The 19,895-nt window shown below is 67.9% G+C and carries 16 protein-coding genes; 8 read left to right on the forward strand and 8 right to left on the reverse strand.

Features of this window, described 5'->3' with window-relative positions; all coding sequences use genetic code 11:
• Window positions 1-4 precede the first annotated feature (4 nt).
• From G7043_RS22250 to G7043_RS22280, 7 genes are read left to right on the forward strand one after another with little or no spacing between them, the layout of a single operon-like run.
• Window positions 5-2,275, forward strand: coding sequence for a YfhO family protein (locus G7043_RS22250; protein WP_166048387.1), 2,271 nt, complete (start codon window positions 5-7; stop codon window positions 2,273-2,275).
• On the forward strand, window positions 2,272-3,318 hold the full coding sequence (locus G7043_RS22255) for a glycosyltransferase family 2 protein (RefSeq protein ID WP_166048389.1): 1,047 nt from the start codon (window positions 2,272-2,274) through the stop codon (window positions 3,316-3,318). The genes G7043_RS22250 and G7043_RS22255 overlap by 4 nt, the downstream gene beginning before the upstream one ends.
• Window positions 3,319-3,344: 26 nt before the next feature.
• Complete coding sequence (locus tag G7043_RS22260; RefSeq protein ID WP_313888054.1) at window positions 3,345-5,204, forward strand: DUF6541 family protein; 1,860 nt, start codon at window positions 3,345-3,347, stop codon at window positions 5,202-5,204.
• 48 nt (window positions 5,205-5,252) lie between these two features.
• Window positions 5,253-5,450 (forward strand): hypothetical protein, encoded by a 198-nt coding sequence (locus G7043_RS22265; RefSeq protein ID WP_166048394.1) that lies wholly within the window; start codon window positions 5,253-5,255, stop codon window positions 5,448-5,450.
• 60 nt (window positions 5,451-5,510) lie between these two features.
• Complete coding sequence (locus G7043_RS22270; RefSeq protein WP_166049318.1) at window positions 5,511-6,698, forward strand: ABC transporter substrate-binding protein; 1,188 nt, start codon at window positions 5,511-5,513, stop codon at window positions 6,696-6,698.
• 10 nt (window positions 6,699-6,708) lie between these two features.
• A complete protein-coding gene (locus G7043_RS22275) occupies window positions 6,709-7,587 on the forward strand; it encodes a carbohydrate ABC transporter permease (RefSeq protein ID WP_166048396.1) in 879 nt (292 codons plus the stop codon).
• The gene (locus G7043_RS22280; RefSeq protein WP_166048398.1) at window positions 7,584-8,396 is read left to right on the forward strand and encodes a carbohydrate ABC transporter permease; all 813 of its coding nucleotides are present in this window, start codon (window positions 7,584-7,586) and stop codon (window positions 8,394-8,396) included. Before G7043_RS22275 ends, G7043_RS22280 begins: the two co-directional genes overlap by 4 nt.
• Here the strand turns inward: G7043_RS22280 and G7043_RS22285 are convergent.
• The 4 genes from G7043_RS22285 to G7043_RS22300 form a co-directional block, all read right to left on the reverse strand.
• Complete coding sequence (locus tag G7043_RS22285) at window positions 8,393-9,142, reverse strand: class I SAM-dependent methyltransferase (protein ID WP_166048400.1); 750 nt, start codon at window positions 9,140-9,142, stop codon at window positions 8,393-8,395. The two genes, G7043_RS22280 and G7043_RS22285, sit on opposite strands and share 4 nt — an antisense overlap.
• An 85-nt stretch (window positions 9,143-9,227) precedes the next feature.
• A complete protein-coding gene (locus G7043_RS22290) occupies window positions 9,228-11,132 on the reverse strand; it encodes a glycosyltransferase (RefSeq protein ID WP_313888020.1) in 1,905 nt (634 codons plus the stop codon).
• A gap of 173 nt (window positions 11,133-11,305) precedes the next feature.
• Window positions 11,306-12,490: a UDP-galactopyranose mutase gene (gene glf, locus G7043_RS22295; protein WP_166048402.1), complete on the reverse strand. Its 1,185-nt coding sequence runs from the start codon at window positions 12,488-12,490 to the stop codon at window positions 11,306-11,308.
• A gap of 68 nt (window positions 12,491-12,558) precedes the next feature.
• The gene (locus tag G7043_RS22300) at window positions 12,559-13,446 is read right to left on the reverse strand and encodes an LLM class flavin-dependent oxidoreductase (protein ID WP_166048404.1); all 888 of its coding nucleotides are present in this window, start codon (window positions 13,444-13,446) and stop codon (window positions 12,559-12,561) included.
• A gap of 58 nt (window positions 13,447-13,504) precedes the next feature.
• Here G7043_RS22300 and G7043_RS22305 point away from each other — a divergent pair, with 58 nt between their 5' ends.
• Window positions 13,505-14,296, forward strand: a complete 792-nt coding sequence (locus tag G7043_RS22305; RefSeq protein WP_166048406.1) for an HAD family hydrolase — start codon at window positions 13,505-13,507, stop codon at window positions 14,294-14,296.
• Between the two features lie 130 nt (window positions 14,297-14,426).
• Here the strand turns inward: G7043_RS22305 and G7043_RS49450 are convergent, their stop codons facing one another.
• The 4 genes from G7043_RS49450 to G7043_RS22325 form a co-directional block, all read right to left on the reverse strand.
• Window positions 14,427-15,146 (reverse strand): DapH/DapD/GlmU-related protein, encoded by a 720-nt coding sequence (locus G7043_RS49450; RefSeq protein WP_166048408.1) that lies wholly within the window; start codon window positions 15,144-15,146, stop codon window positions 14,427-14,429.
• Between the two features lie 90 nt (window positions 15,147-15,236).
• Window positions 15,237-16,673 (reverse strand): LGFP repeat-containing protein, encoded by a 1,437-nt coding sequence (locus G7043_RS22315; protein ID WP_166048410.1) that lies wholly within the window; start codon window positions 16,671-16,673, stop codon window positions 15,237-15,239.
• A 108-nt stretch (window positions 16,674-16,781) separates the two neighbouring features.
• Complete coding sequence (locus tag G7043_RS22320; protein ID WP_166048412.1) at window positions 16,782-18,257, reverse strand: LGFP repeat-containing protein; 1,476 nt, start codon at window positions 18,255-18,257, stop codon at window positions 16,782-16,784.
• Window positions 18,258-18,332: 75 nt separating this feature from the next.
• Window positions 18,333-19,889, reverse strand: coding sequence for an LGFP repeat-containing protein (locus G7043_RS22325; protein ID WP_166048414.1), 1,557 nt, complete (start codon window positions 19,887-19,889; stop codon window positions 18,333-18,335).
• Window positions 19,890-19,895 lie beyond the last annotated feature (6 nt).

Here is a 19,895-nt window from a genome sequence, read left to right on the forward strand (position 1 = left end):
TGAGATGACTGCAACTCTGAGCCCGGCGGTGGAGTCGGGCAAACCCGGATTCCGGGAACGCGTGACACCACCGCTCACCATGGTGGTCCTGGTACTGCTCGGTGCGGCCATCCCGATGTACCGCAACCACATCTTCTACTTCTGGGACGACACGGCCGCGGCCGCCGTTCCGGTGTGGCAGCGGGTCGGAGAGGCGTTCAGCGAAGGCCGGATGCCGCTGCTCGAGCTCGACATGTGGCGCGGCGGCAACTTCGCCGCCGAGGTCGCCACGGGCATGTGGAACCCGGTCGAGGTTCTCCTCGCCGTGGGCACCGGCTGGATCGACAACATCGCGCTCGGCATCACGATCGTGAAGTTCGCGTTCCTGGTGGCGTTCTCGATCGGCACGTTCCTGCTGGCCCGCGAGTACGGCGCACGGCCGTGGATCGCGGCGGCCATCGGCACCGCGCTGCCGCTGTCGGGCTACGTCCTGTTCATGGACGGCACGTCCTGGATCAACGCCCTCACGACGTACGGCTTCCTCCCGTACGTGTGGTGGACGGCCAGGCGCACCGCGCGGCTCGGCAAGTCGACGGCGTGGGTGGTCCTCACGGGCTTCCTCGCGGCGACCACCGGCAACCCGTACGTGCTGGTGTCGATCTTCCTGATCGTGCTCGCGGTCTCGCTCGAGGCGTGGCTGGCGTTCGACAAGCGCAAGATCATCAACCTGTTCGCGGCCGGCTTCGCCGTGCTGATGCTGAACGTGATCGTGTACCTGCCGTTCTCGCTGACCTCGTCGGTGAGCTACCGCAAGGACAGCCGGACGTTCAACGACGGGTTCCTCTCCCCGCAGCTGCAGGACTTCTTCGGGATGAGCAACCCGGCCGCGCAGCCGTTGATGGAGATCTGGAGCGGCGAGAACCCGACGTTCCCCGCGCTCTACCTGGCGTGGTTCTTCCTGCCGCTGCTCCCGTGGTTCCGCTGGAGCGTGCTGTGGGAGAAGCGCAGGGAACTGCTTGGCCTGTACCTCTACACGCTGGCCTACCTGCTCCTGGTGCTCGGCCCGTCGAACCTCAACGTGTTCCGCTGGCCGGCCCGGTTGATCCCGTTCTTCTTCATCCCGCTGGTCATCATCTGGGCGATCGTGGCCAGTGAGGGCCTGCAGAAGACCAAGACGAAGGCCCGCACGCTCAGCTCGCTCGGAATCGTGCTGGTCGGGGCGTACTTCGGCTGGGCAGCGCTGCCGCAGACCAACCTGCGCCAGGCCTACACGATGGTCATCGTGATGGTCGCGGTGCTCGTGCTGCTGCGGGTCGGCATCGGCTCGTTCAAGGGCTTCGCGGTGATGGCGGTCGGCACGATCGGCTTCCTCGCGATGCAGACCGTGTGGTTCCCCGGCAACTACAGCGTGGCCGACTACAAGTTCCCGACCAGCGAAAAGGGTCTGGAACAGCGGTTCGAACACCGCTACGAGGGCGTGACGGTCTCGCTCAGCAACATCGGGAAGGTCAAACCGGGCGATCTGTACCCCGGTGGCGCCTACCAGGACTTCATCTTCGGCACGAACTTCAGCGTCGCCAACGTCGAAGCCCTGACCGCGTACAGCGGTGTCGGTTTCAACGCCATGGACGCCGCACTCTGCACCGCCTACAACGGGTCTGTTGACTGCCCCGAGTCGTGGAAGTCCCTGTGGACTCCTCCGAAGGGCTCGGACAAGCCGCTGGCCGACCTGCTCCGCGCGGAAACGGTCGTCGTCCAGAACAACCTCATCGACACCCGGAACGTCCCTGCACCGGAGGGTTGGCACAAGGCCGAGTCCTCCGACCGCGTGGTCGTCTGGAAGCGCGACGCCAAGCTCGCGTTCCCGGACGGCAGGCTGTCGTCCTACCCGGACGGCACCAGGATCGAGTCCGACCGCATGACCGGCAAGGTCAGCGAAGAGGTGAAGTTCAGCGGTGCGAACGGCGGCAAGCTGGTCTTCTCCCGCCTCGCGTGGCCGGGCTACGTGGCCAAGGTCAACGGCCAGGACGTGCCCGCGAAGCTCGGACCTGCCGGTTTGCTCGAGGTCGAGCTGCCGAAGGGCGTCCGGGAGGGCACACTGCAGATCGACTGGGTCATGCCGGGCATGACCATCGGCCTCATCACCGGCGCGGTGGGCATCGTGCTGACCCTGGGGCTGATCTTCCTCGACCGCTCGCAGCGGCGCAGGCGCCGTGACGAGCCACAACGCAACTCCGACCAAGAGCCACTGGACGACGTGATCCGCGAGACCGTCGGAACAGGAGACCGAAAGTGACCGACCAGACGCGCCGACCTCTGGTGTCGATCGTGGTGCCGGCCTACGACGAAGCCCCGAACGTGAAGGGCACAGTCTCGCTCTTCCGCCAGATCAAGGAGTCCCAGCCGGACGTCGACTTCGAGCTGGTGCTCATCGACGACGGCTCGTCCGACGGCACCGCCGACCTGTTCATCGCCGAGCTCGGCGAGCAGGACGTGGCCCGGGTCGCCTCGTTCTCCCGCAACTTCGGTTCGCACGCGGGTCTGAGCGCCGGTTTCGCGCTCTGCCGCGGTGACTGCGCCCTCACGCTGTCCGCCGACCTGCAGGAGCCGGTCGAGGTCATCGACCGCTTCCTGGCCGAGTGGCGCGCCGGCAACGACATCGTGTGGGCCGTTCGCGCGGTCCGTTCGGTGCCGAAGGGCCTCGCGAACAAGCTGGCGCTGAAGTTCAACGACTTCTTCGCCAAGCACTCCGACGTGCCGGAGACCTTCCCCAAGGAAGGCCCGTCGCAGATGCTGGTCAGCCGTCCCGTGCTGGACGTCGTGAACCAGATGCCGGAGCTCAACCGCAACATCCTGGCGCTCGTCGCGTGGGCCGGCTTCAAGCAGACCACCGTGGCGTTCGAGCAGAAGCCGCGGGCGGCCGACGACAGCAAGTGGACGACCAGCAAGAAGATCAAGCTGGTGTTCGACTCGTTCGTCGAGTTCTCGGTCATGCCGATCATGCTGATGATGGTCGCGGGCGTCGCCTTCACGGGCGTCGGCCTGGCCACGATCTTCGGCTTCCTGCTCGGTGCCCTGATCACGCTGTCCGCGCCGAACGCGATCGGGATCATCGTCGGTGTCGTGCTCTTCGCGGCCGGTGCGAACCTCGGCTGCACCGCGATGCTCGGCCAGTACCTGTACCGCGCCGGTGACGACGCCCGTCGCCGCCCGCTGTACGTGATCCGCCAGGTCCGCGACGTCAACGCCCTCGCCGGTCAGCCGCCGCAGGGTGTCGTCAACGTGAACCCGCTGGACATCCCGGGCCTCACCAACGTCAACGGTCTGGGCCGGCCCTGATAGAGGCACTCGCTCTCACGGCGGCCCTGCTCTGGGGCCCCGGAACACTGCTGGCAGCCATCCTCGGTCTTCGAGGGTGGCTGCTCGCAGGTTCGGCCCCTGCCATCACGATGGGGATCGTGGGCGTGGGAGCGCCTCTGACGTCAGCCGCCGGGCTCCGCTGGAACATCTGGGTCCTGCTCGGCTGCACCGTCGCCATCGCGGTCGTGCTGCTGGTCGTCCAGCGCTTCGCCCGCACGCCCGTCACCCAGCCCGCGTGGTCGCTCGCCGGCTCGCTCGCCGTGGTCGCGGGAGTGATCACCGCGGCCGGGATCGCCGCCCTGACCGTCCTCAAGGGCACCTACGGGCTCGATTCGGTGCCGCAGGGCTGGGACGCGCCCTACCACGGCAACGGCATCCGGTTCATCGCCGAGACCGGCAACGCGGGCAACAGGGCGTTCGGCTGGATCGACGTGCCGGACAATCCCGCCGGGGCCTTCTACCCGAACGCCTACCACGCGTTCGAAGCGCTCATCTACAAGCTGACCGGCGTGACGATCCCGCTGGTGATGAACACCGGGATGCTGGTCACCGCGGCTCTCGTGGTGCCGCTGGGCACGGTCGCGCTCGTCAAGGCGTTCGGCGGCCGTGCGGGCTTCGCAGCGGCTGCGGCGCTGGTCTCCACGTCGTTCGCGGCGTATCCGTTCGACCTGTGGCAGTGGGGGCAGCTCTACCCGTACGTCGCGGGCCTGACGCTGATCCTGCCGTTCCTGGCGCTGTTCGTGCGGTGGCTGGACACGCGGGCAGACCGGCTCGGCGTGCTGGTGGCCGTGGTCGCGGTGGGACTCGCCGCCGTGCACTCCGCGATGATGTTCGTTGCCGTCCTGCTCGTGCTCTGCTACCTCGTGCAACGGGCCGTGCCCGCACCACGCGAGTTCCTGCGCCGCGACCTGCCTCGACTGGGTCTGCTCGCGGTGGGTGCCGCGGTGATCGCCGTCCCGTACCTGCTCGGCGCCTCGACCATGGCCGGGCGGACGTCCGCCTACAACTGGCCCGCCATCACCACGCCGTCGCGCGCGTTCGGGGACGCGGTGCTGCTCGGGCACGAGGCCGAGGCGCCGCAGTACCTGCTGGCCGCGTTGTCGCTCTTCGGCCTCTACCTGCTGCTCCGCGAGCCGGCGTGGCGGTGGGTGCTCGGCACGTACGTGATCTTCCTGGGGCTGTTCGTCGCGGCCGACGCCGTGGACGCCGGCTGGGCGACCGCGATCACCTCGCCGTGGTGGAACGACCGCTGGCGGCTCGTCGCCGTGCTGGTCCTGCCCGCGACGCTGGCCGCCGGGTGGGCGCTGAACCACCTGGTCAAGCTGGTGGAGCCGCGCGGGCACGTGGTGCTGATCGTGGTCGCCGCACTGGCCGCCGGTGGCTATGTCCTCGTGTCGGGCGGGTACACGGACCGCAACTCGATCCGGTTGCACTGGACGTTCCGCAGCACCGTGGTGACCGACCAGGAGCGAGAGGGACTGCTGGAGCTCGGGAAGATCGTCAAGCCGGGCGAGCGGGTGATGAACGACGGCGTCGACGGCACGGTCTGGATGTACGCGCTGAGCGGCGCCGAACCGATCGTCGGCCACTACCCCAACCCGGCCACCCTCAGCCCGCGGCGCAAGGTGCTGCTCGACCGCTTCAACAGGATCGGCACCGATCCCGAGGCGGCGCGGATCGTGCGCGACCTCAACATCCGCTACGCCGTGGTGTCGAGCGGGCTGATGGCCGACTTCAAACGCTCTCCCGGCATGACGGACCTCGACGACGTGCCGGCGTTGAAGGCGGTGTACCGCAACCGGGACATCCAGGTGTACGAGGTCGACTGGAGCGAGCTGGCGATCCGCCCCGAGCAGAACCGCTGATAGCGAACCTTGTTGTCCCAGGTTCGCCGTCAGTGGTCCGCTCTGTTCATGAACAAACATCTTGTGCTCTTCATGGCCGGCAACCCGAACGCGATCACGCTCGCGGTGGAGCCGGAGGTCGCCGAGGACCTCGGCGACCGGCTCGTCCAGATCGTGCGAAACGGCCACACGCAAACGATTGCGGGCTCCCAGGGGCAACAATACGTAGTGAACTTCTCGCACGTTGTGATCGCTTACTTCGAGTAAGGGGAGTAAACGTGAGGGGTGATCTCTCGACGCAGACTGCTCAGCGCCGGCGCCGCGACCATGCTTCTCGCTGCGTGCGGCTCGAACACCGGTCGCGGGGGCGACGGTCAGGCCCTGCGGCAGTGGTACCACGCATACGGCGAACCCGGTGTGCAGCAAGCCGTGGAACGTTATGCGAAGGCGTACGGCAAGGTCCCCGTGGACGTGCAGTGGAACCCCGGCGACTACGACTCCAAGCTCGCTACGAGCCTGCTGTCCGACGGCGGACCGGACGTCTTCGAGTCCACCCTGCAGATCAGCTCGGTCCGGGCGGGTCAGCTCGTGCCGCTCGACGACGTCTTCGGCGACGCCAAGAGCGACTTCACCGCCTCGATTCTCGCCGGGCACACCGCTGACGGGAAGATCTACGGGGTACCGCAGGCGGTGGACATGCAGATGCTGTTCTACCGCAAGAGCTTCTTCGCCCAGGCGGGCGTCCAGCCACCGTCCACTGTGGATGAGCTGATCGACGCGGCCCGACGCCTCACGACCGGTGGCGTGAAGGGGTTGTTCGCCGGCAACGACGGCGGCGGGGGTGTGCTGGGCGGCCCGGCGCTGTGGTCGGCGGGCCTCGACTACGTGCGCGACCACCAGGTCGGGTTCGACGATCCCGTTGCGGCGCAGGCGATCGGCAAGCTGCGTGAGCTCTACTCCAGCGGCGCGCTGCTGCTCGGCGCGGTGAAGGACTGGGCGGAGCCGGACGCGTTCACGCAGGGCCTGGTCGCGATGCAGTGGACCGGGTTGTGGGCGGTGCCCGCGGTGCAGAAGGCGCTCGGCGACGACTTCGGCGTGCTGCCGTTCCCGAAGCTCAACGCGGGCGGCAAGACCAGCGTGCCGGTCGGGGCGTTCGGCGCGATGATCAACGCCAAGTCGAAGCGGATCGACGAGGCCAAGGAGTTCGTCAAGTGGCTGTGGATCGAGAGGACTGACTACCAGGAGGACTTCAACCTCAGCTACGGGTTCCACATCCCGCCGCGCAAGTCGCTCGCGGAGAAGGCGACGAAGCTGACCTCCGGCGCGGGTGCCGAGGCCGTGAAGTTCGTGCGGGACAACGCGAAGGCGTCGAACCCGCCGGACTGGACGTCGGTGATGCGGACGGCGTTCAACGACGCCGTGTCACGGGTCGTGCGGGACGGCGCGAAGGCCGACGACGAGCTCAAGGCCGCGGCGGCGAAGGTGAAGGACGAGTTGAAGCGCCTGTACGGATGAAGCCCGCGAAATGAAACACAGTCGGGCCTTCTGGCTGTTCGTCGGACCGTTCGCCGTCGGTCTGCTCGTGTTCGTGTACGTGCCGATCGGGTGGAGCCTGTTGCTGTCGTTCTTCGACGCGCGCAACACGGTGACGCCCACCGAGTTCGTCGGGCTGGGCAACTACGCGGACATGCTGACCGACGGGCCGTTTCTCCAGTCGCTGGGCACGTTCAGCGTGTTCGCGGCGTTCATCGTGCCGTTGACGTTCGTGCTGGCGTTGGCGCTCGCGTTGCTGGTCAACCAGATCAGCTTCATGCAGGCGTTCTTCCGGTCGGTGTTCTTCCTGCCGACGGCGTGCTCGTACGTGGTGGCGTCGCTGGTGTGGAAGCTGTCGATCTTCAACGGCGTGCGGTTCGGGCTCGCGAACACGGTGCTGGGCTGGTTCGGCGCGGAGCCGGTGGCGTGGACGGTCTCGACGTCGCCGCCCTGGTACTGGCTCGTGCTCGTGACCCTGCGGCTGTGGTTGCAGCTCGGGTTCTACATGATCCTGTTCATCGCCGGGCTGCAGCGGATTCCGCAGCACCTCTACGAAGCCGCGTGGATCGACGGTGCTTCGCGCGGCTGGCAGACGTTGCGGTACATCACTCTCCCGCAGCTGCGCACGACCTCGGTGGCGGTGCTGCTGTTGCTGCTCGTTGCGGCGTACCAAGCGTTCGACGAGTTCTACAACGTGCTGGGCACCGATCGCGGGTACCCGCCGTTCGCGCGGCCGCCGTTGATCTACCTCTACTACACCGCGCTGGGTTCCGGCGGGCAGGACTTCGGGCACGGCAGCGCGGGCGCGATGATCCTGACCTTGCTGATCGCCGGCGTGACGTTGGTGCAGGGCAAGGTGATCACGCGATGAGGGTGGCCAGGTACCTGGCGTTGTCGGTCGCCGCGGTGCTGTTCCTGATCCCGTTCTACCTGGTGCTGCGCAACGGGTTGGCGAGCGAGCAGGAGATCACCTCGCCGACGTGGACGTTCTGGCCGAGCGAGATCCGCTGGGAGAACTTCGCCGAGCTGTTCGCCAACCCCGCGGTGCCGTTGGTGCGCAGCCTGATCAACTCGCTGCTGGTCGCCGTGCTGCAGACGGTGGGACAGCTGGTGTTGTGCGGGCTGGCGGGTTACGGGCTCGCGCGCATCCCCTACCGGTACGCGAACGTGGTGCTGTACCTGGTGATCGCGACGCTGATGATCCCGGCGGCGGTCACGTTCGTGCCGACGTTCGTGGTCGTCTCCACCCTCGGCTGGATCTCCGACCTGCGCGGGCTGGTGATCCCCGGGCTGTTCAGCGGGTTCACGACGTTCCTGTTCCGGCAGTACTTCCTGAACTTCCCGAAGGAGATCGAGGAGGCCGCCCGGATGGACGGCCTCGGCCACTGGGGCACGTACTGGCGGGTCGTGGTGCCGAACTCGAAGGGGTTCTTCGCGGCGTTGGGCGTGATCGCGTTCATCACCAGCTGGAACCAGTTCCTCTGGCCGTTGGTGATCGCGCAGGACCAGGACTCGTGGACGGTGCAGGTCGCACTGTCCACGTTCCTCACCGCTCAGTCGATCGAGGTGGAACAGCTGTTCCTGGCCGCCGCCGTGTCCATCACGCCGCTGGTGATCGTGTTCGTCGCGCTGCAACGGTTCCTGGTGCGCGGCGTGACGGAGACGGGGATCAAGGGTTAGCCCTTCTTGCTCACCAGCAGGAAGATGCTCGGCCCGAACCGGCACCGGGCGAGCGCGGGTTGCGCCGCGCGTTCCACCCGCAGCAGCACGCGGTGCGGCACAACCCGCTTCAGCGCGCCCGAGCGCAGGTTCGACACGGACAGGCTGCGCACGACGTGCAGTCCGACGTCGGAGAGTTGCCTGGTCACGGTGTCGAGGTTGTGGTTGACGAACGGGATCTCGTCGTCGTGGCGGTTCTCCGGCGACCGGATGTCCACCGGTTCGGCCGGAACAGGCCGGCCGAGGTGGCGGAGACGGTTGCGGGCGTGGCCGAGGTTCGCGACCTCGACGACGGCCAGACCGACCGGGTCCAGCACCCTGGCGATCTCGGCCAGCTCAGCGGTCGGGTCGGGCAGGTGATGCATGACCCGGATCATCGTGACCAGGTCGATCGAACCCGCCGCGAACGGCAGTGCCGCCGCCTGCGCCTGAACGAGTTCGATGTTCTCGCCGAGGTACTTCGCCGCCTTGTCCAGCTGGACCTTGCTCGGTTCGGCCAGCGTGACGTGGTCCGCGTACTGCGGCAGCAGCGCGGTGATCCGGCCGTAGCCGCCTCCCACGTCCACCGCGTGCGTGAAGTGCTGACCGCTCAGCAGCCGGTCGATCGCGATGCGCTCGGCCTCGTGCTCGTAGTCGCGGCCCTTCCAGTAGCCCAGGTAGTCGTGGGCTGGTCCGTCGTAGAAATCAGCTCGCTTGATGTCCCCCATGCAGGCAAGACGCACTGCGACAGGGCGCGGTTGCCACGAAAAAGGCCCCCAAATGTTCGGGGGCCTTCTCCTCAGATCACGAGACTCAGCTGTTGGCCTCGAAGACCTTGCGCCACGACTCGACCGAGGTCAGCTCGGGCAGCGCGTCGCGGTACACCTTCTGCATCCGCGGCCACTCCGAGGACAGCCGGCGGTAGTTGCGGACCGCACGCCTCATCAGCTGGCGGAACTCCTTCGGGTCGCGCTTGCGGAACGCGACACCGCTGCCGTCCGCGTTCGACACCGTGGCGCTGTCGAGGTTGCCCAGCAGGAACCAGCGGGCGTTGGACGCCGGCACGTTGATCTGCGGGCGCTGGGTCGTAGCCGCCTGCGGCTCGCGCAGGTTGTGCATGAGCGCCTTGGCGGCCTCGGACGCGATGGTCACCGGGTTGGTCGGCGGGGTCAGCATCTGCTCCGCGCGCACCATGTCGAAGGTGGGCGGCGGGAACTCACGCGCCGACGGGAGCACCTGGGCGTCCGCGTAGTGCTTGCGCAGCTCGCGGATCTCCGGCAGCGCCGTGCGCAGCGAGTCGAACAGCTTCGACGGGCCGGCCAGGAAGTCCTCGATCGCCTTCTGCTGCACGACGACCGTCGAGTACTCCATCGACAGCAGGTGCCGCAGCGACAGCTTCAGACCCTGCTTGAGCAGCGTCGACCGCACGTCGTACGGGCTGTGCAGCGCGGCCAGGATCAGCCGGTTGCGGGTGTGGAAGTACGCCTGCCAGTCGGTGGCGTCGTTCTTGTCCGTCCACGGCATGTGCCACACGGCCGAACCCGGCAGCGAGACCGTCGGGTAGCCCTTCTCCAGCGCGCGCAGCGAGTACTCCGCGTCGTCCCACTTGATGAAGAGCGGCAGCGGGTAACCGGTGCGCTGCACGACCTCGCGCGGGAACAGGCACATCCACCAGCCGTTGTAGGTGGCGTCGATGCGGGCGTGCAGTTCCTCGGTCTCGCGCAGCGACTCGGCGCCGAAGTCGTGGTCGGTGAGCGCGCCCGGCGCGGCCCGCCAGTAGCAGGTGCCCAGGTCGACGACCTCGCCCATGCTGTGCAGGCGGGCGCGGGCCTGGAGGTTCAGCATGTGCGAACCGACGATGACCGGCTGCGCGGCGGCGCGGGCGAACGCGTTCGAGCGCAGGACGGCGTCCGGCTCCAGGCGGATGTCGTCGTCCATCAGCATGATCTGGTCGGCGTCGGTGTGCTCGATCGCCTCGTACAGACCGCGGGTGAAGCCGCCGGAGCCACCGAGGTTGTCCTGCTCGATGATCTCCAGCTTGTCGCCGAGGGCCTTGACGGCCTCGTCGTAGCCGGGGGTGTTGCGGACCTTGACCGAACCCTGGTCGGCGACGAAGACCTTCTTCAGCACGGAGAAGACGGCCGGGTCCTCACCCAGGGCGCGCAGTGCGATGACCGCGTCGACCGGGCGCATGGTGGTCATGCCGATGGCGACCGTCTGCGCGGGCAGCGGCTGGTCCGTGGTCCAGGCCGCCTCGTCGATCTCCATGGTCGTGTCGTCGGTGAAGACGTCGAACCAGATCCAGCCGCCGTCCTCGAACGGCTTGAGCGAGACCGGCACCTCGACCTGGCTCCACGCCTTGGGGCTGCGGATGACCTGGCCGTCGAGGTGGACCGTGTCGCCGTTCGCCTTGGAGCGGTAGACGTCGATGCGGCCCGCACCGCGCACGGTCATGCGCAGCACGACGTCCTCGACGATGGTCCAACGCTTCCAGTAGCTCGCCGGGAACGCGTTGAAGTACGACGCGAAGGACACCTTGGCCGAGGTCGGAACCGTCACCGCGCGCCGGGAGGAGACGTGGCTGTGCACGTTCTCGGGCTCGTCGAGGTAGAGAGGCCGCACGTCCAGCGGGTCCTCGTCCCGCGGCATGATCACCCGCTGCAGGACCTGGGTCGGGCTGATCTTGGTGGCGCTTGCGGCCTTGGCCTGCTCGGTCACGTGCTTCCTCCGGCGAACCGAACTCACTCGGTTCGGGTCAGCTTCATGGATGGCTTCCGCCACAGAACGTATGCGGTGGCGCGGCGCGTCAGGCGCCAATAGTACTCACTGTCCAAAGACGATCGCCCGGCCGCACAGGTTGTACGGCCGGGCGAAATGCGTCTAGAACACCATCAGTCGAGGTCGCCGTTGATCGGCGCACCCTCGGTGAGGTGCGGGGCGATCTTGTTGTCGAACGCGCTGAGCGCGGCGCCGATCGCCATGTGCATGTCGAGGTACTTGTAGGTGCCCAGACGGCCGCCGAACAGCACGTTCTTCTCCGCGGCTTCCCTCTTGGCCAGCTCGCGGTAGCGCTCGAGCTTCTCGCGGTCCTCGGCGGTGTTGATCGGGTAGTACGGCTCGTCGTCCTTCTCCGCGGCACGGGAGAACTCGCGGACGATGACCGTCTTGTCCTTCGGGTAGTCCCGCTCCGGGTGGAAGTGGCGGAACTCGTGGATGCGGGTGAAGGGGACGTCCGCGTCGTTGTAGTTCATGACCGGGGTGCCCTGGAAGTCACCGGTGGCCACGACCTCCTGCTCGAAGTCGAGCGTGCGCCAGCCCAGCCAGCCCTCGGAGTAGTCGAAGTAGCGGTCGACCGGACCGGTGTAGACGATCGGCGTGCCCGCCGGGATCTCGTCCTTCACGTCGAAGAAGTCCGTGTCGAGGCGCACCTCGATGTTCTCGTGCTCCGCCATCTTCTCGAGCCACGCGGTGTAGCCGTTGACCGGCAGGCCCTCGTAGGTGTCGTTGAAGTAGCGGTTGTCGAAGTTGTAGCGGACCGGGAGGCGGCTGATGACCGCGGCCGGCAGCTCCTTCGGGTCGGTCTGCCACTGCTTGGCGGTGTAGTCGCGGATGAACGCCTCGTAGAGGGGGCGGCCGACCAGCGAGATCGCCTTCTCCTCGAGGTTCGACGCGTCCTTGGTGTCGATCTCGGACGCCTGCTCCGCGACCCACGCGCGGGCCTCGTCCGGGCTCAGGTACCGGCCGACGAACTGGGTGATCAGGCCCAGGCCCATCGGGAACTGGTACGCGGTGCCCTTGTGCATCGCGAAGACGCGGTGCTGGTAGCCGGTGAACTCGGTGAACTGGTTGCAGTAGTCCCAGACCCTCTTGTTCGAGGTGTGGAAGAGGTGCGCACCGTAGCGGTGCACCTCGATTCCTGTCTCGGGCTCAGCTTCCGAGTAGGCGTTACCGCCGATGTGGGCACGACGCTCCAGCACCAGCACCCGCTTGTTCAGCTGGGACGCGGCGCGCTCGGCGACCGTGAGACCGAAGAATCCGGATCCGACGACAATCAGGTCATAACCTGCGAAGCTCACGGCAAGCGAGGATACCTGGCTACTCTGCGCAGCCTTGAGGCCCCCTCGGACGACGTTTCAGCTGATCATCAGGGCTTTTTCGTGATCAATTCCGGCAGCACGTCCTCGGCGACCTGCTCGAGGACCGACTCGCGGCCCATGTAGACGCCGTCGTGCCTGGGCCAGTGCGACACGGCGTCGGTGAAGCCCAGCTCACGCGCGCGGCCCGCGGCGTCGCGGAAGCACTCGACGCTGGACAGCGAGTACACCGGCGCGGAGTCCAGGTTGAGGTACCGGTCGGCGGTGTGGCGCATCCGGCCGATCTCGTGCAGCTTCTCGTCGAACCGCTCCGCCATCTCCGCCACTCCGCGCCACCACTGTTCGACGTCGTCGGTGGCCGGGCCCGTGGTCACCCAGCCCGTGCCGTAGCGGGCGGCGATGGACATCGCGTTCGGCCCGTTCGCGGCCACCACGAACGGCAGACGCGGGCGCTGGACGCAGCCGGGGGCGTTGCGCGCGTCGACGGCGCTGAAGTAGCTGCCGGCGTAGGTCGTGCGGTCCTGGACCAGCAGCGAATCGAGCAGCTCGACGAACTCGCCGAAGCGCTTGGTGCGTTCCGCGGGCATCAACGGCTGCGAACCCATGACCGTGGTGTCGTACCCGGCCCCACCTGCACCGAGACCGACCGTGAGCCGTCCGTCGGACAGGTCGTCGATGGTCATCAGCTCGCGGGCGAACGGCACGGGGTGGCGGAAGTTCGGGGACGCCACGAAGGTGCCGAGCCGGATGCGCGACGTCACCAGGGCGGCCGCGGTCAGGGTCGGCACAGCACCGAACCACGGACCGTCCACGAGGGTCCGCCAGCCGAGGTGGTCGTAGGTCCACGCGTGGTGGAAGCCCATCTCCTCGACCGCACGCCACTTGTGTTCAGCGACCCACCAGCGGTGTTCGGGCAAGATGACGATGCCGATACGCACGACCGAACAGTATCCACACGTCCGTATTACAGCGAAGCGGCAAGGCAGGATGGGTGTCGTGGAGAAGCCCCTGTTGATCGCATCGGACGTTGACGGAACCCTGCTCGGCCTGGACGAACGCGTGAGCGCGCGCACGGCAGCCGTGGTCGGCCGAGTGCTCGCCGCCGAAACGCCGTTCGTGCTGGTCACGGGCCGTCCGCCGCGCTGGGTCCCGGTGGTCGCCACGCAGGCCGGGCTCACCGGGTACGCCGTCTGCGCGAACGGGGCCGTGCTCTACGACATCGGCGCCGACGAGGTGGTCTGGCAGCGCGATCTCGGCCCGGTGCAGCTGCACGACATCGCGCACGCCCTGGGCGAGGTGATCCCGGGCGTGACCTTCGCCACCGAACGCGTGGGCGACGGCCCGACGTTCCTCGCCGAGCACGACTACCTGCACGCCTGGGCGGAGAACGCGGGCCGGTACTCGCGGGCGGAGGTCTTCGGGTTCCCGGCGGTGAAGCTGCTGGCCAGGCAGGCCGGCATGAGCAGCGCCGCGATGACCGAGGCCGCCGTTCAGGTGCTCGGGAACGAGGTCTCGATCACGTACTCGACGGGTGTCGGTTTGATCGAGATCTCGCGGGCGGACGTGACCAAGGCCACTGGACTGGCCGACGTCGCCGAGCGGTTCGGGATCGAGGCCTCCGGCGTGATCGCGTTCGGGGACATGCCGAACGACGTGCCGATGCTGGAGTGGGCCGGCCACGGCGTCGCCATGGCCAACGCGCACCAAGACGCGCTCGACGCCGCCGACGAAGTCACCGCCTCCAACGACGAAGACGGCGTGGCCCAACTCCTGGAACGCTGGTTCTAACACCAGCGTCGCGACCGAGCCACCACCTGTTGATCGACATGTGGACAACCCGCCGCTTTTCCGGCACGCGGGGGCCTTTCGTACTGCGTGACAGTACGAAAGGCCCCCGCGTGCAGTCGGACAGCAGGTGTCAGAGGTGGCCGGAGAAGGTTTGGGCGAGCGGGCGGGCCGGCTCGACCGAGTTCCACCAGGCGAAGGCCTCGGTGAGCGACTCCGGGATCTCGCTCGGCACCCGCAGCTCGGCGTAGGCGGCGTCGAGCAGGCGCACGACGTCTTCGGGGACGCCCGAGCGGGTCATGCCCACCGCGTTCACGCCGTGCAGCTTGGCCGGGCTGCCGTACGCCTTGGCGAACGGCGGCACGTCCCTGGTCACGGCGCTGCCCATGCCGACCATCGCGCCGGGGCCGATGACGCGGCGCTGGTGCACGACGGCGTTCATGCCGACGTTGACGCGGTCGCCGACCTGGATGTGACCGCCGAGGCTGGTACCGGCGGACAACGTCACCGCGTCGCCCACCTGGCAGTCGTGGGCCACGTAGACGCGGTTGAGCAGCCAGCAGTCGGCGCCGATCCTGGTCGGGCGGTAGCTGCCCTGGTGGATCGTGCTGAGCTCGCGGATCACCGTGCGCGGGCCGATCTCGACGCCGATGTGCGCGAGCTCGCCGTCCCACGCCCTGTTGTGGGGCTCGCTGCTGATCTCCGGCGGGGTGCCGATGACGCAGCCGGGGCCGATCCACACGTCGTCACCGATGCGCGCGGGGCCGAGCACGACCGCGTTCGGGCCGATGGTGACCCGCTCACCGAGCTCGACGCCTTCGCCGACGAAGGCGCTGGGGTGGACCTTGCTCACGATGCTCCTCAGGACGTTGGGGATGCCCGGAGTCTACGTAGCGCAGGGCCGGTGCCCTGACGGACACCGGCCCTCTCACGTGCAGGAAGATCAACGGCGGGCGATGGCGACCCTAGTGCCCTCGCGCCGAACCTCCTCCGCCGTGATCTGCTTGCCGTAGCGGCACTCGGCGATGTTGTAGTCGCAGACGATCCAGCCGTGCTGGAAGCCCTGCACCCACACGCCGGGCTCGATCATGTGCTGGTCCTCGCGGGCCGGGCCGAGGGTGCTGTTCCCACCGCCGGTCAGCCACCAGACGTCGCGGAACTCCCAGCCGATGGTCACGCTGTAGCTCTCCGTGACGAAGATCGAGGCCCGCTCGAACTGCACGAAGCCGTTCTGGCCGTACTCCGTCCCGTTGACGAACTGGGGAAGGCCGTACACCGCGACGTCGCCGCCCGCGCGCAACTTCCTCAGCGCCTCGCCCCGGATGGCGTGTCCACCGGTCCGCGGCCCCCACAGGAGCACCGTGTCGGCACCGAAGAGCACGTACTGGCCGTCCGTGCCGGGAGCCGAGGTCTGGTTCGACGTCGGCCAGTAGAGCTTCTGGCCGTATGGGCTGCGCCAGTTCTCCTCGTACTTGTCGCGGACCGGGCCACCCATCCAGTAGGCGCCGCCGACGTCCGCCCCCTGGTACAGCGTCACGTTGCCGGTGAACTCGGCGATGTTCCCCGAACCGGAGTCTCCGGTGCGGGGCGAGGTGTCCGTCTTGGGGTAGCCGAACGCACCGACGGGACCGCTGTTCGCCTGGTACGTGTCGTTCATCTCCGCATTGAGCATGTGCGCTCCGGCCGCGGCCGACCAGTAGATCGCACCGCTCTCGAACTGGGCCTTCCACCCGTTGCCCGGCTGCTCGACCTGGTCGGCCCGGAGCGGGCCCTGCGGACCCTTGTCGAGGCCGTAGTAGAAGTACCTGTCCCGAAGCGCGCCACTGATCCAGTACGGCTGCGCCTGGCCCGGTGCCTGGTAGAAACTCACGGCCTCGCTGAACCGCTGTTCCTTGGCGCCGGTGTACACGTCGACGACACCGCTGATCGGCCAGCCGAACCGGCCCGTGACGCTGCCGTTCGCCCAGTACTTGTCGCGCGCGGCACCGCCGATCGCGTGCGCGCCGTACGCGTCGGAGTAGTAGACCGAGTACCCCGTGTCGTAGGCGGTGGCGGCACCCAGCTGTGCACCGCGACTGACCGGCACCTGGTCCATGATCGCGGCCGACGTGGCCGGGCTGGTGCCGAGCCACAGCCGTGAGACGGCACCGGACATCCAGTGCGCACCGGCACCTTCGCGCCAAGTGATCACGATGTCGTACTTCGCGAACTTGGCCCACCGGATGCCGTTCTCCAGCACGACCTCGTCGCCGACCTTCTCACCGGCGAACGACGCGCCACCGAGCGCCTGCCATTTGGCACGCACAGGCGAGGTCTCCCATTCGGCGGCGTGCGCCGTACCGGGCACGACGACGGTCGCCGCCACGAAGGCGGCGACCACCGCAAAGCAACGTCTGACGTACAACTTCCACCCCCAGCGCAATCAGTTGCGCGGACCATACGTGGTCACGGGGGATTTCTGGGCCTCTATTTCATGCCGTAATAACACTCACCGGTTTTGTAGTCGCACGCGAAACTTCGAGTTCTCCCGGGCGGCCTGCTTCAGCGCGGCCTGCGAGTTGCCGTCGGAGATGCTGTAGCCGCACTCGCCGACCTCGTAGTCGCACCACATCAGGCCGTTGTCGAACTTCTGCACCAGGAACTTGTCGTTGCCGAGCGGGTGGACGTCTCCCTGCGGAAGGCCGAGCGGGCTGGAGAGCCCGCCGAGGTCCCACCAGAAGGCGCGGAAGTCCCAGCCCAGCGTCGGAACGTGGTTGTCGGCGCGGAGGAACACGCTGGCGTTCTCGAACTGCTGGAACTCCGCCGTCGGCCCCGCGGGCAGCTGACCGAACTGCGGCAGGCCGTACACCGCGACGTCACCGCCGTTGCGCAGCTTCGTCAGGATCGAGCCCTGGACGACGTGGCCACCGGTGCGGTGGCCCCACAGGATCACCTTGTCCCTGTTGTCGCCGAACAGCACGTAGTGGCCGTCGGTGCCCGGCGCCGGGTGCTGGCTCGACCTCGGCCAGCCGAGCGACCCGCCGGGGCCGCCCTGCGCACGGTAGGTGTCCCGCACCTGGCCGCTGATCCAGTAGGCGATGGAGTCGTCAGGACCGCGGTAGAACGTCGTCTGGGCGACGAAGTCGGTGATGAACCCGTTGTGGTGCGCCGCGCTGTCCGAGGTCGGATAGCCGAAGCGTCTGGGGCCGCCCTCCGAGTTGAAGTAATCGGCCGTCGAGGTCTCGACCAGGCGCGCTCCGGTGGAGGCCGACCAGTAGATCGCGCCCCTGGTCATCCTGATCGACCAGCCGCCGTCCGGCTCCGGCATCTGCGAGGCGGCCGGCCAGTTCGGACGGCCCGCGGCGAGCTCGGCGCGGAACTTGTCGCGGAGCGCACCGCTGATCCAGAAGCCCCACCGCTCCGGTTCGCGGTAGATGCTCACCGCCTCGCTGAACTGCTGTTCCCACCCCGAACCCAGCTGCAGCAGGTCGCTGACCGGCCAGCCGAACTTGCCGGTGACACCACCGTTCGACCGGTAGACGTCCATCTCGACGCCGGTGACCAAGAACGCCCCGTAGGCGTCGGAGTAGTAGATCGAGGAATCGGGTCCGAAGTCGACAGCCGCGCCGGCCTGCCCACCGCGGTTCACGGGCACCTGGTCGTTGGTCGGCACCGACTTGAACACGTAGTCGTTGGACAGCCACTTGCGCGAGATCGCGCCGGACATCCAGTGCGCACCGGCGGTGTCACCCCAGGTGATCACGATGTCGTACTTCGAGAACTTCGCCCAACGCGTGCGGCCGCCGGGCACGACCACCTCGTCACCGACCTTCTCACCGGCGAACGCGGCACCGCCGAGCGCCTGCCACTTGGCGTAGACCGGCGACTTCTCCCACTCGTCGGCGGGTGCGGCGTTCGCACTCCCCCACGTGAACGACGCCACCAGGGCGGCGACCGCCAACCCGACCGAACTTCTGATCAACATGTTTCTCAACCCCCAGGACGAGAACGCAAGAGGGCTGGTGACGGTTGCCCGGCACCAGCCCTCTTCTTCACAACATCACTTGCGCGGACCGGAACCGGTCGCGCGGAACTTGGTGCCCTTCTCGCGGGCCTGCTCCAGCGTCGGCTTCGACGTCGCCTGCGCCGCCGACTGCTTCAGGTCGTAGTAGCACTCGCCGACGTTGTAGTCGCAGGTGATCCAGCCGTTGACGAACTCCTGCTGAATGACGTTGTTCGCGACCAGGTACATGTCCGAGGCGACCATGCCGAGCGGGCTCTGCGTGCCGCCGGTCTGCCACCAGCCGGCGCGGAAGTCCCAGCCCAGCGTGTAGACGTTGCTGCCGCGGACGAACACCGTCGCCTTCTCGAACTGCTGGAACCGGTACTCGCCCGTGGTCATCTCGCCGTACTGCGGCAGGCCGTAGACGGCGACGTCACCATCGGCGCGCAGACGCTGCAGGATCGGGCCGCCGACGACGCTCCCACCGGTGCGCGGGCCCCACAGGATGACCTTGTCGAAGTTGTCGCCGAACCTCACGTACTGGCCGTCCGTGCCGGGAGCGGGCGTCTGGTCCGACCGCGGCCAGCCCAGCGGACCGGCGGTGCCGCCGTTCACGTCGTACGTGTCGCGAACCCGGCCGCCCATCCACATGAAGCCGCTGCTCTGGACCCTCGCGTAGAGCGTCTTGCCGGTGCTGAAGTCGGTGGTCTCACCGCCGTCGTGCTCGCTCGTGTCCGTGGTCGGATAGCCGAGGTGGCCGTTGGGTCCGCCCTTGTTCACGTACCCGCCGGTGCTGAAGTCGGAGAGGGCGTGCGCACCGGTCGAGGCCGACCAGTAGATCGAACCCTTCGCGGCCTGGGCGCTCCAGCCGTTGCCCGCCTCGGCGACCTGGTCCCGGGTGAGCCAGCCGAAGCCGTTCGGGCCACCCTTCTCGCGGTACTCGTCGCGCAGCGCACCGCTGATCCAGTACGTCTCCGACTCGCTCGGCACCTGCTGGAACAGGCTCACGGCCTCGCTGAACCGCTGCTCGACGCCGCCGTTGTCGGCCATCGCGATCTGGTCGCTGATCGGCCAGCCGAACTTGCCGGTGACGCTGCCGTTGGCCCAGTACTTGTCGCGCTGCTTGCCCGCGACCGCGTACGCGCCGTACGCGTCGGAGTAGTAGACCGAGTAACCCGTGTCGTAGGCGATCGCCGCACCCGCCTGCGAACCCCGGCTCACCGGCACCTGGTCCATGGTCGCGGCCGACTTGACGATGGCGTCGCCGGGCTGCCACAGCCGGGAGATCGCACCGGACATCCAGTGCGCGCCCAGGCCTTCCTTCCAGGTGATGACGATGTCGTACTTCGCGAACTTGGCCCAGCGGATGCCGTTGGACAGGTAGATCTCGTCGCCCACCTTGTCGCCGGCGAACGAGGCGCCGCCGAGGGCCTGCCACTTCGCGTAGATCGGCGAGTCCTCCCACCGACCGGCCGGCAGCTGCACGACCTCGTCGTCCGCGGCCTGGTGGACCGGAACAGGAGCCGCGCTCGCGGTGCCGAGCGTGATCGGCATGAGTGCGGCGGTCGACGCCGCGAGGGCGGCGACCAGCGCGACAGAACGTCTGACGGACATGCTTTC

This window comes from Lentzea alba (assembly GCF_011067745.1).
Lineage (GTDB): Bacteria > Actinomycetota > Actinomycetes > Mycobacteriales > Pseudonocardiaceae > Lentzea > Lentzea alba.

What these genes read in the sequence shown, in the direction of transcription:
- G7043_RS22250 (WP_166048387.1), top strand. Translation starts at nt 5, where the DNA reads ATGACTGCAACTCTGAGCCCGGCGGTGGAGTCGGGCAAACCCGGATTC.
- G7043_RS22265 (WP_166048394.1), top strand. Translation starts at nt 5,253, where the DNA reads ATGAACAAACATCTTGTGCTCTTCATGGCCGGCAACCCGAACGCGATC.
- G7043_RS22270 (WP_166049318.1), top strand. Translation starts at nt 5,511, where the DNA reads ATGCTTCTCGCTGCGTGCGGCTCGAACACCGGTCGCGGGGGCGACGGT.
- G7043_RS22275 (WP_166048396.1), top strand. Translation starts at nt 6,709, where the DNA reads ATGAAACACAGTCGGGCCTTCTGGCTGTTCGTCGGACCGTTCGCCGTC.
- G7043_RS22280 (WP_166048398.1), top strand. Translation starts at nt 7,584, where the DNA reads ATGAGGGTGGCCAGGTACCTGGCGTTGTCGGTCGCCGCGGTGCTGTTC.
- G7043_RS22285 (WP_166048400.1), bottom strand. Translation starts at nt 9,142, where the DNA reads ATGGGGGACATCAAGCGAGCTGATTTCTACGACGGACCAGCCCACGAC.
- G7043_RS22320 (WP_166048412.1), bottom strand. Translation starts at nt 18,257, where the DNA reads ATGTTGATCAGAAGTTCGGTCGGGTTGGCGGTCGCCGCCCTGGTGGCG.
- G7043_RS22325 (WP_166048414.1), bottom strand. Translation starts at nt 19,889, where the DNA reads ATGTCCGTCAGACGTTCTGTCGCGCTGGTCGCCGCCCTCGCGGCGTCG.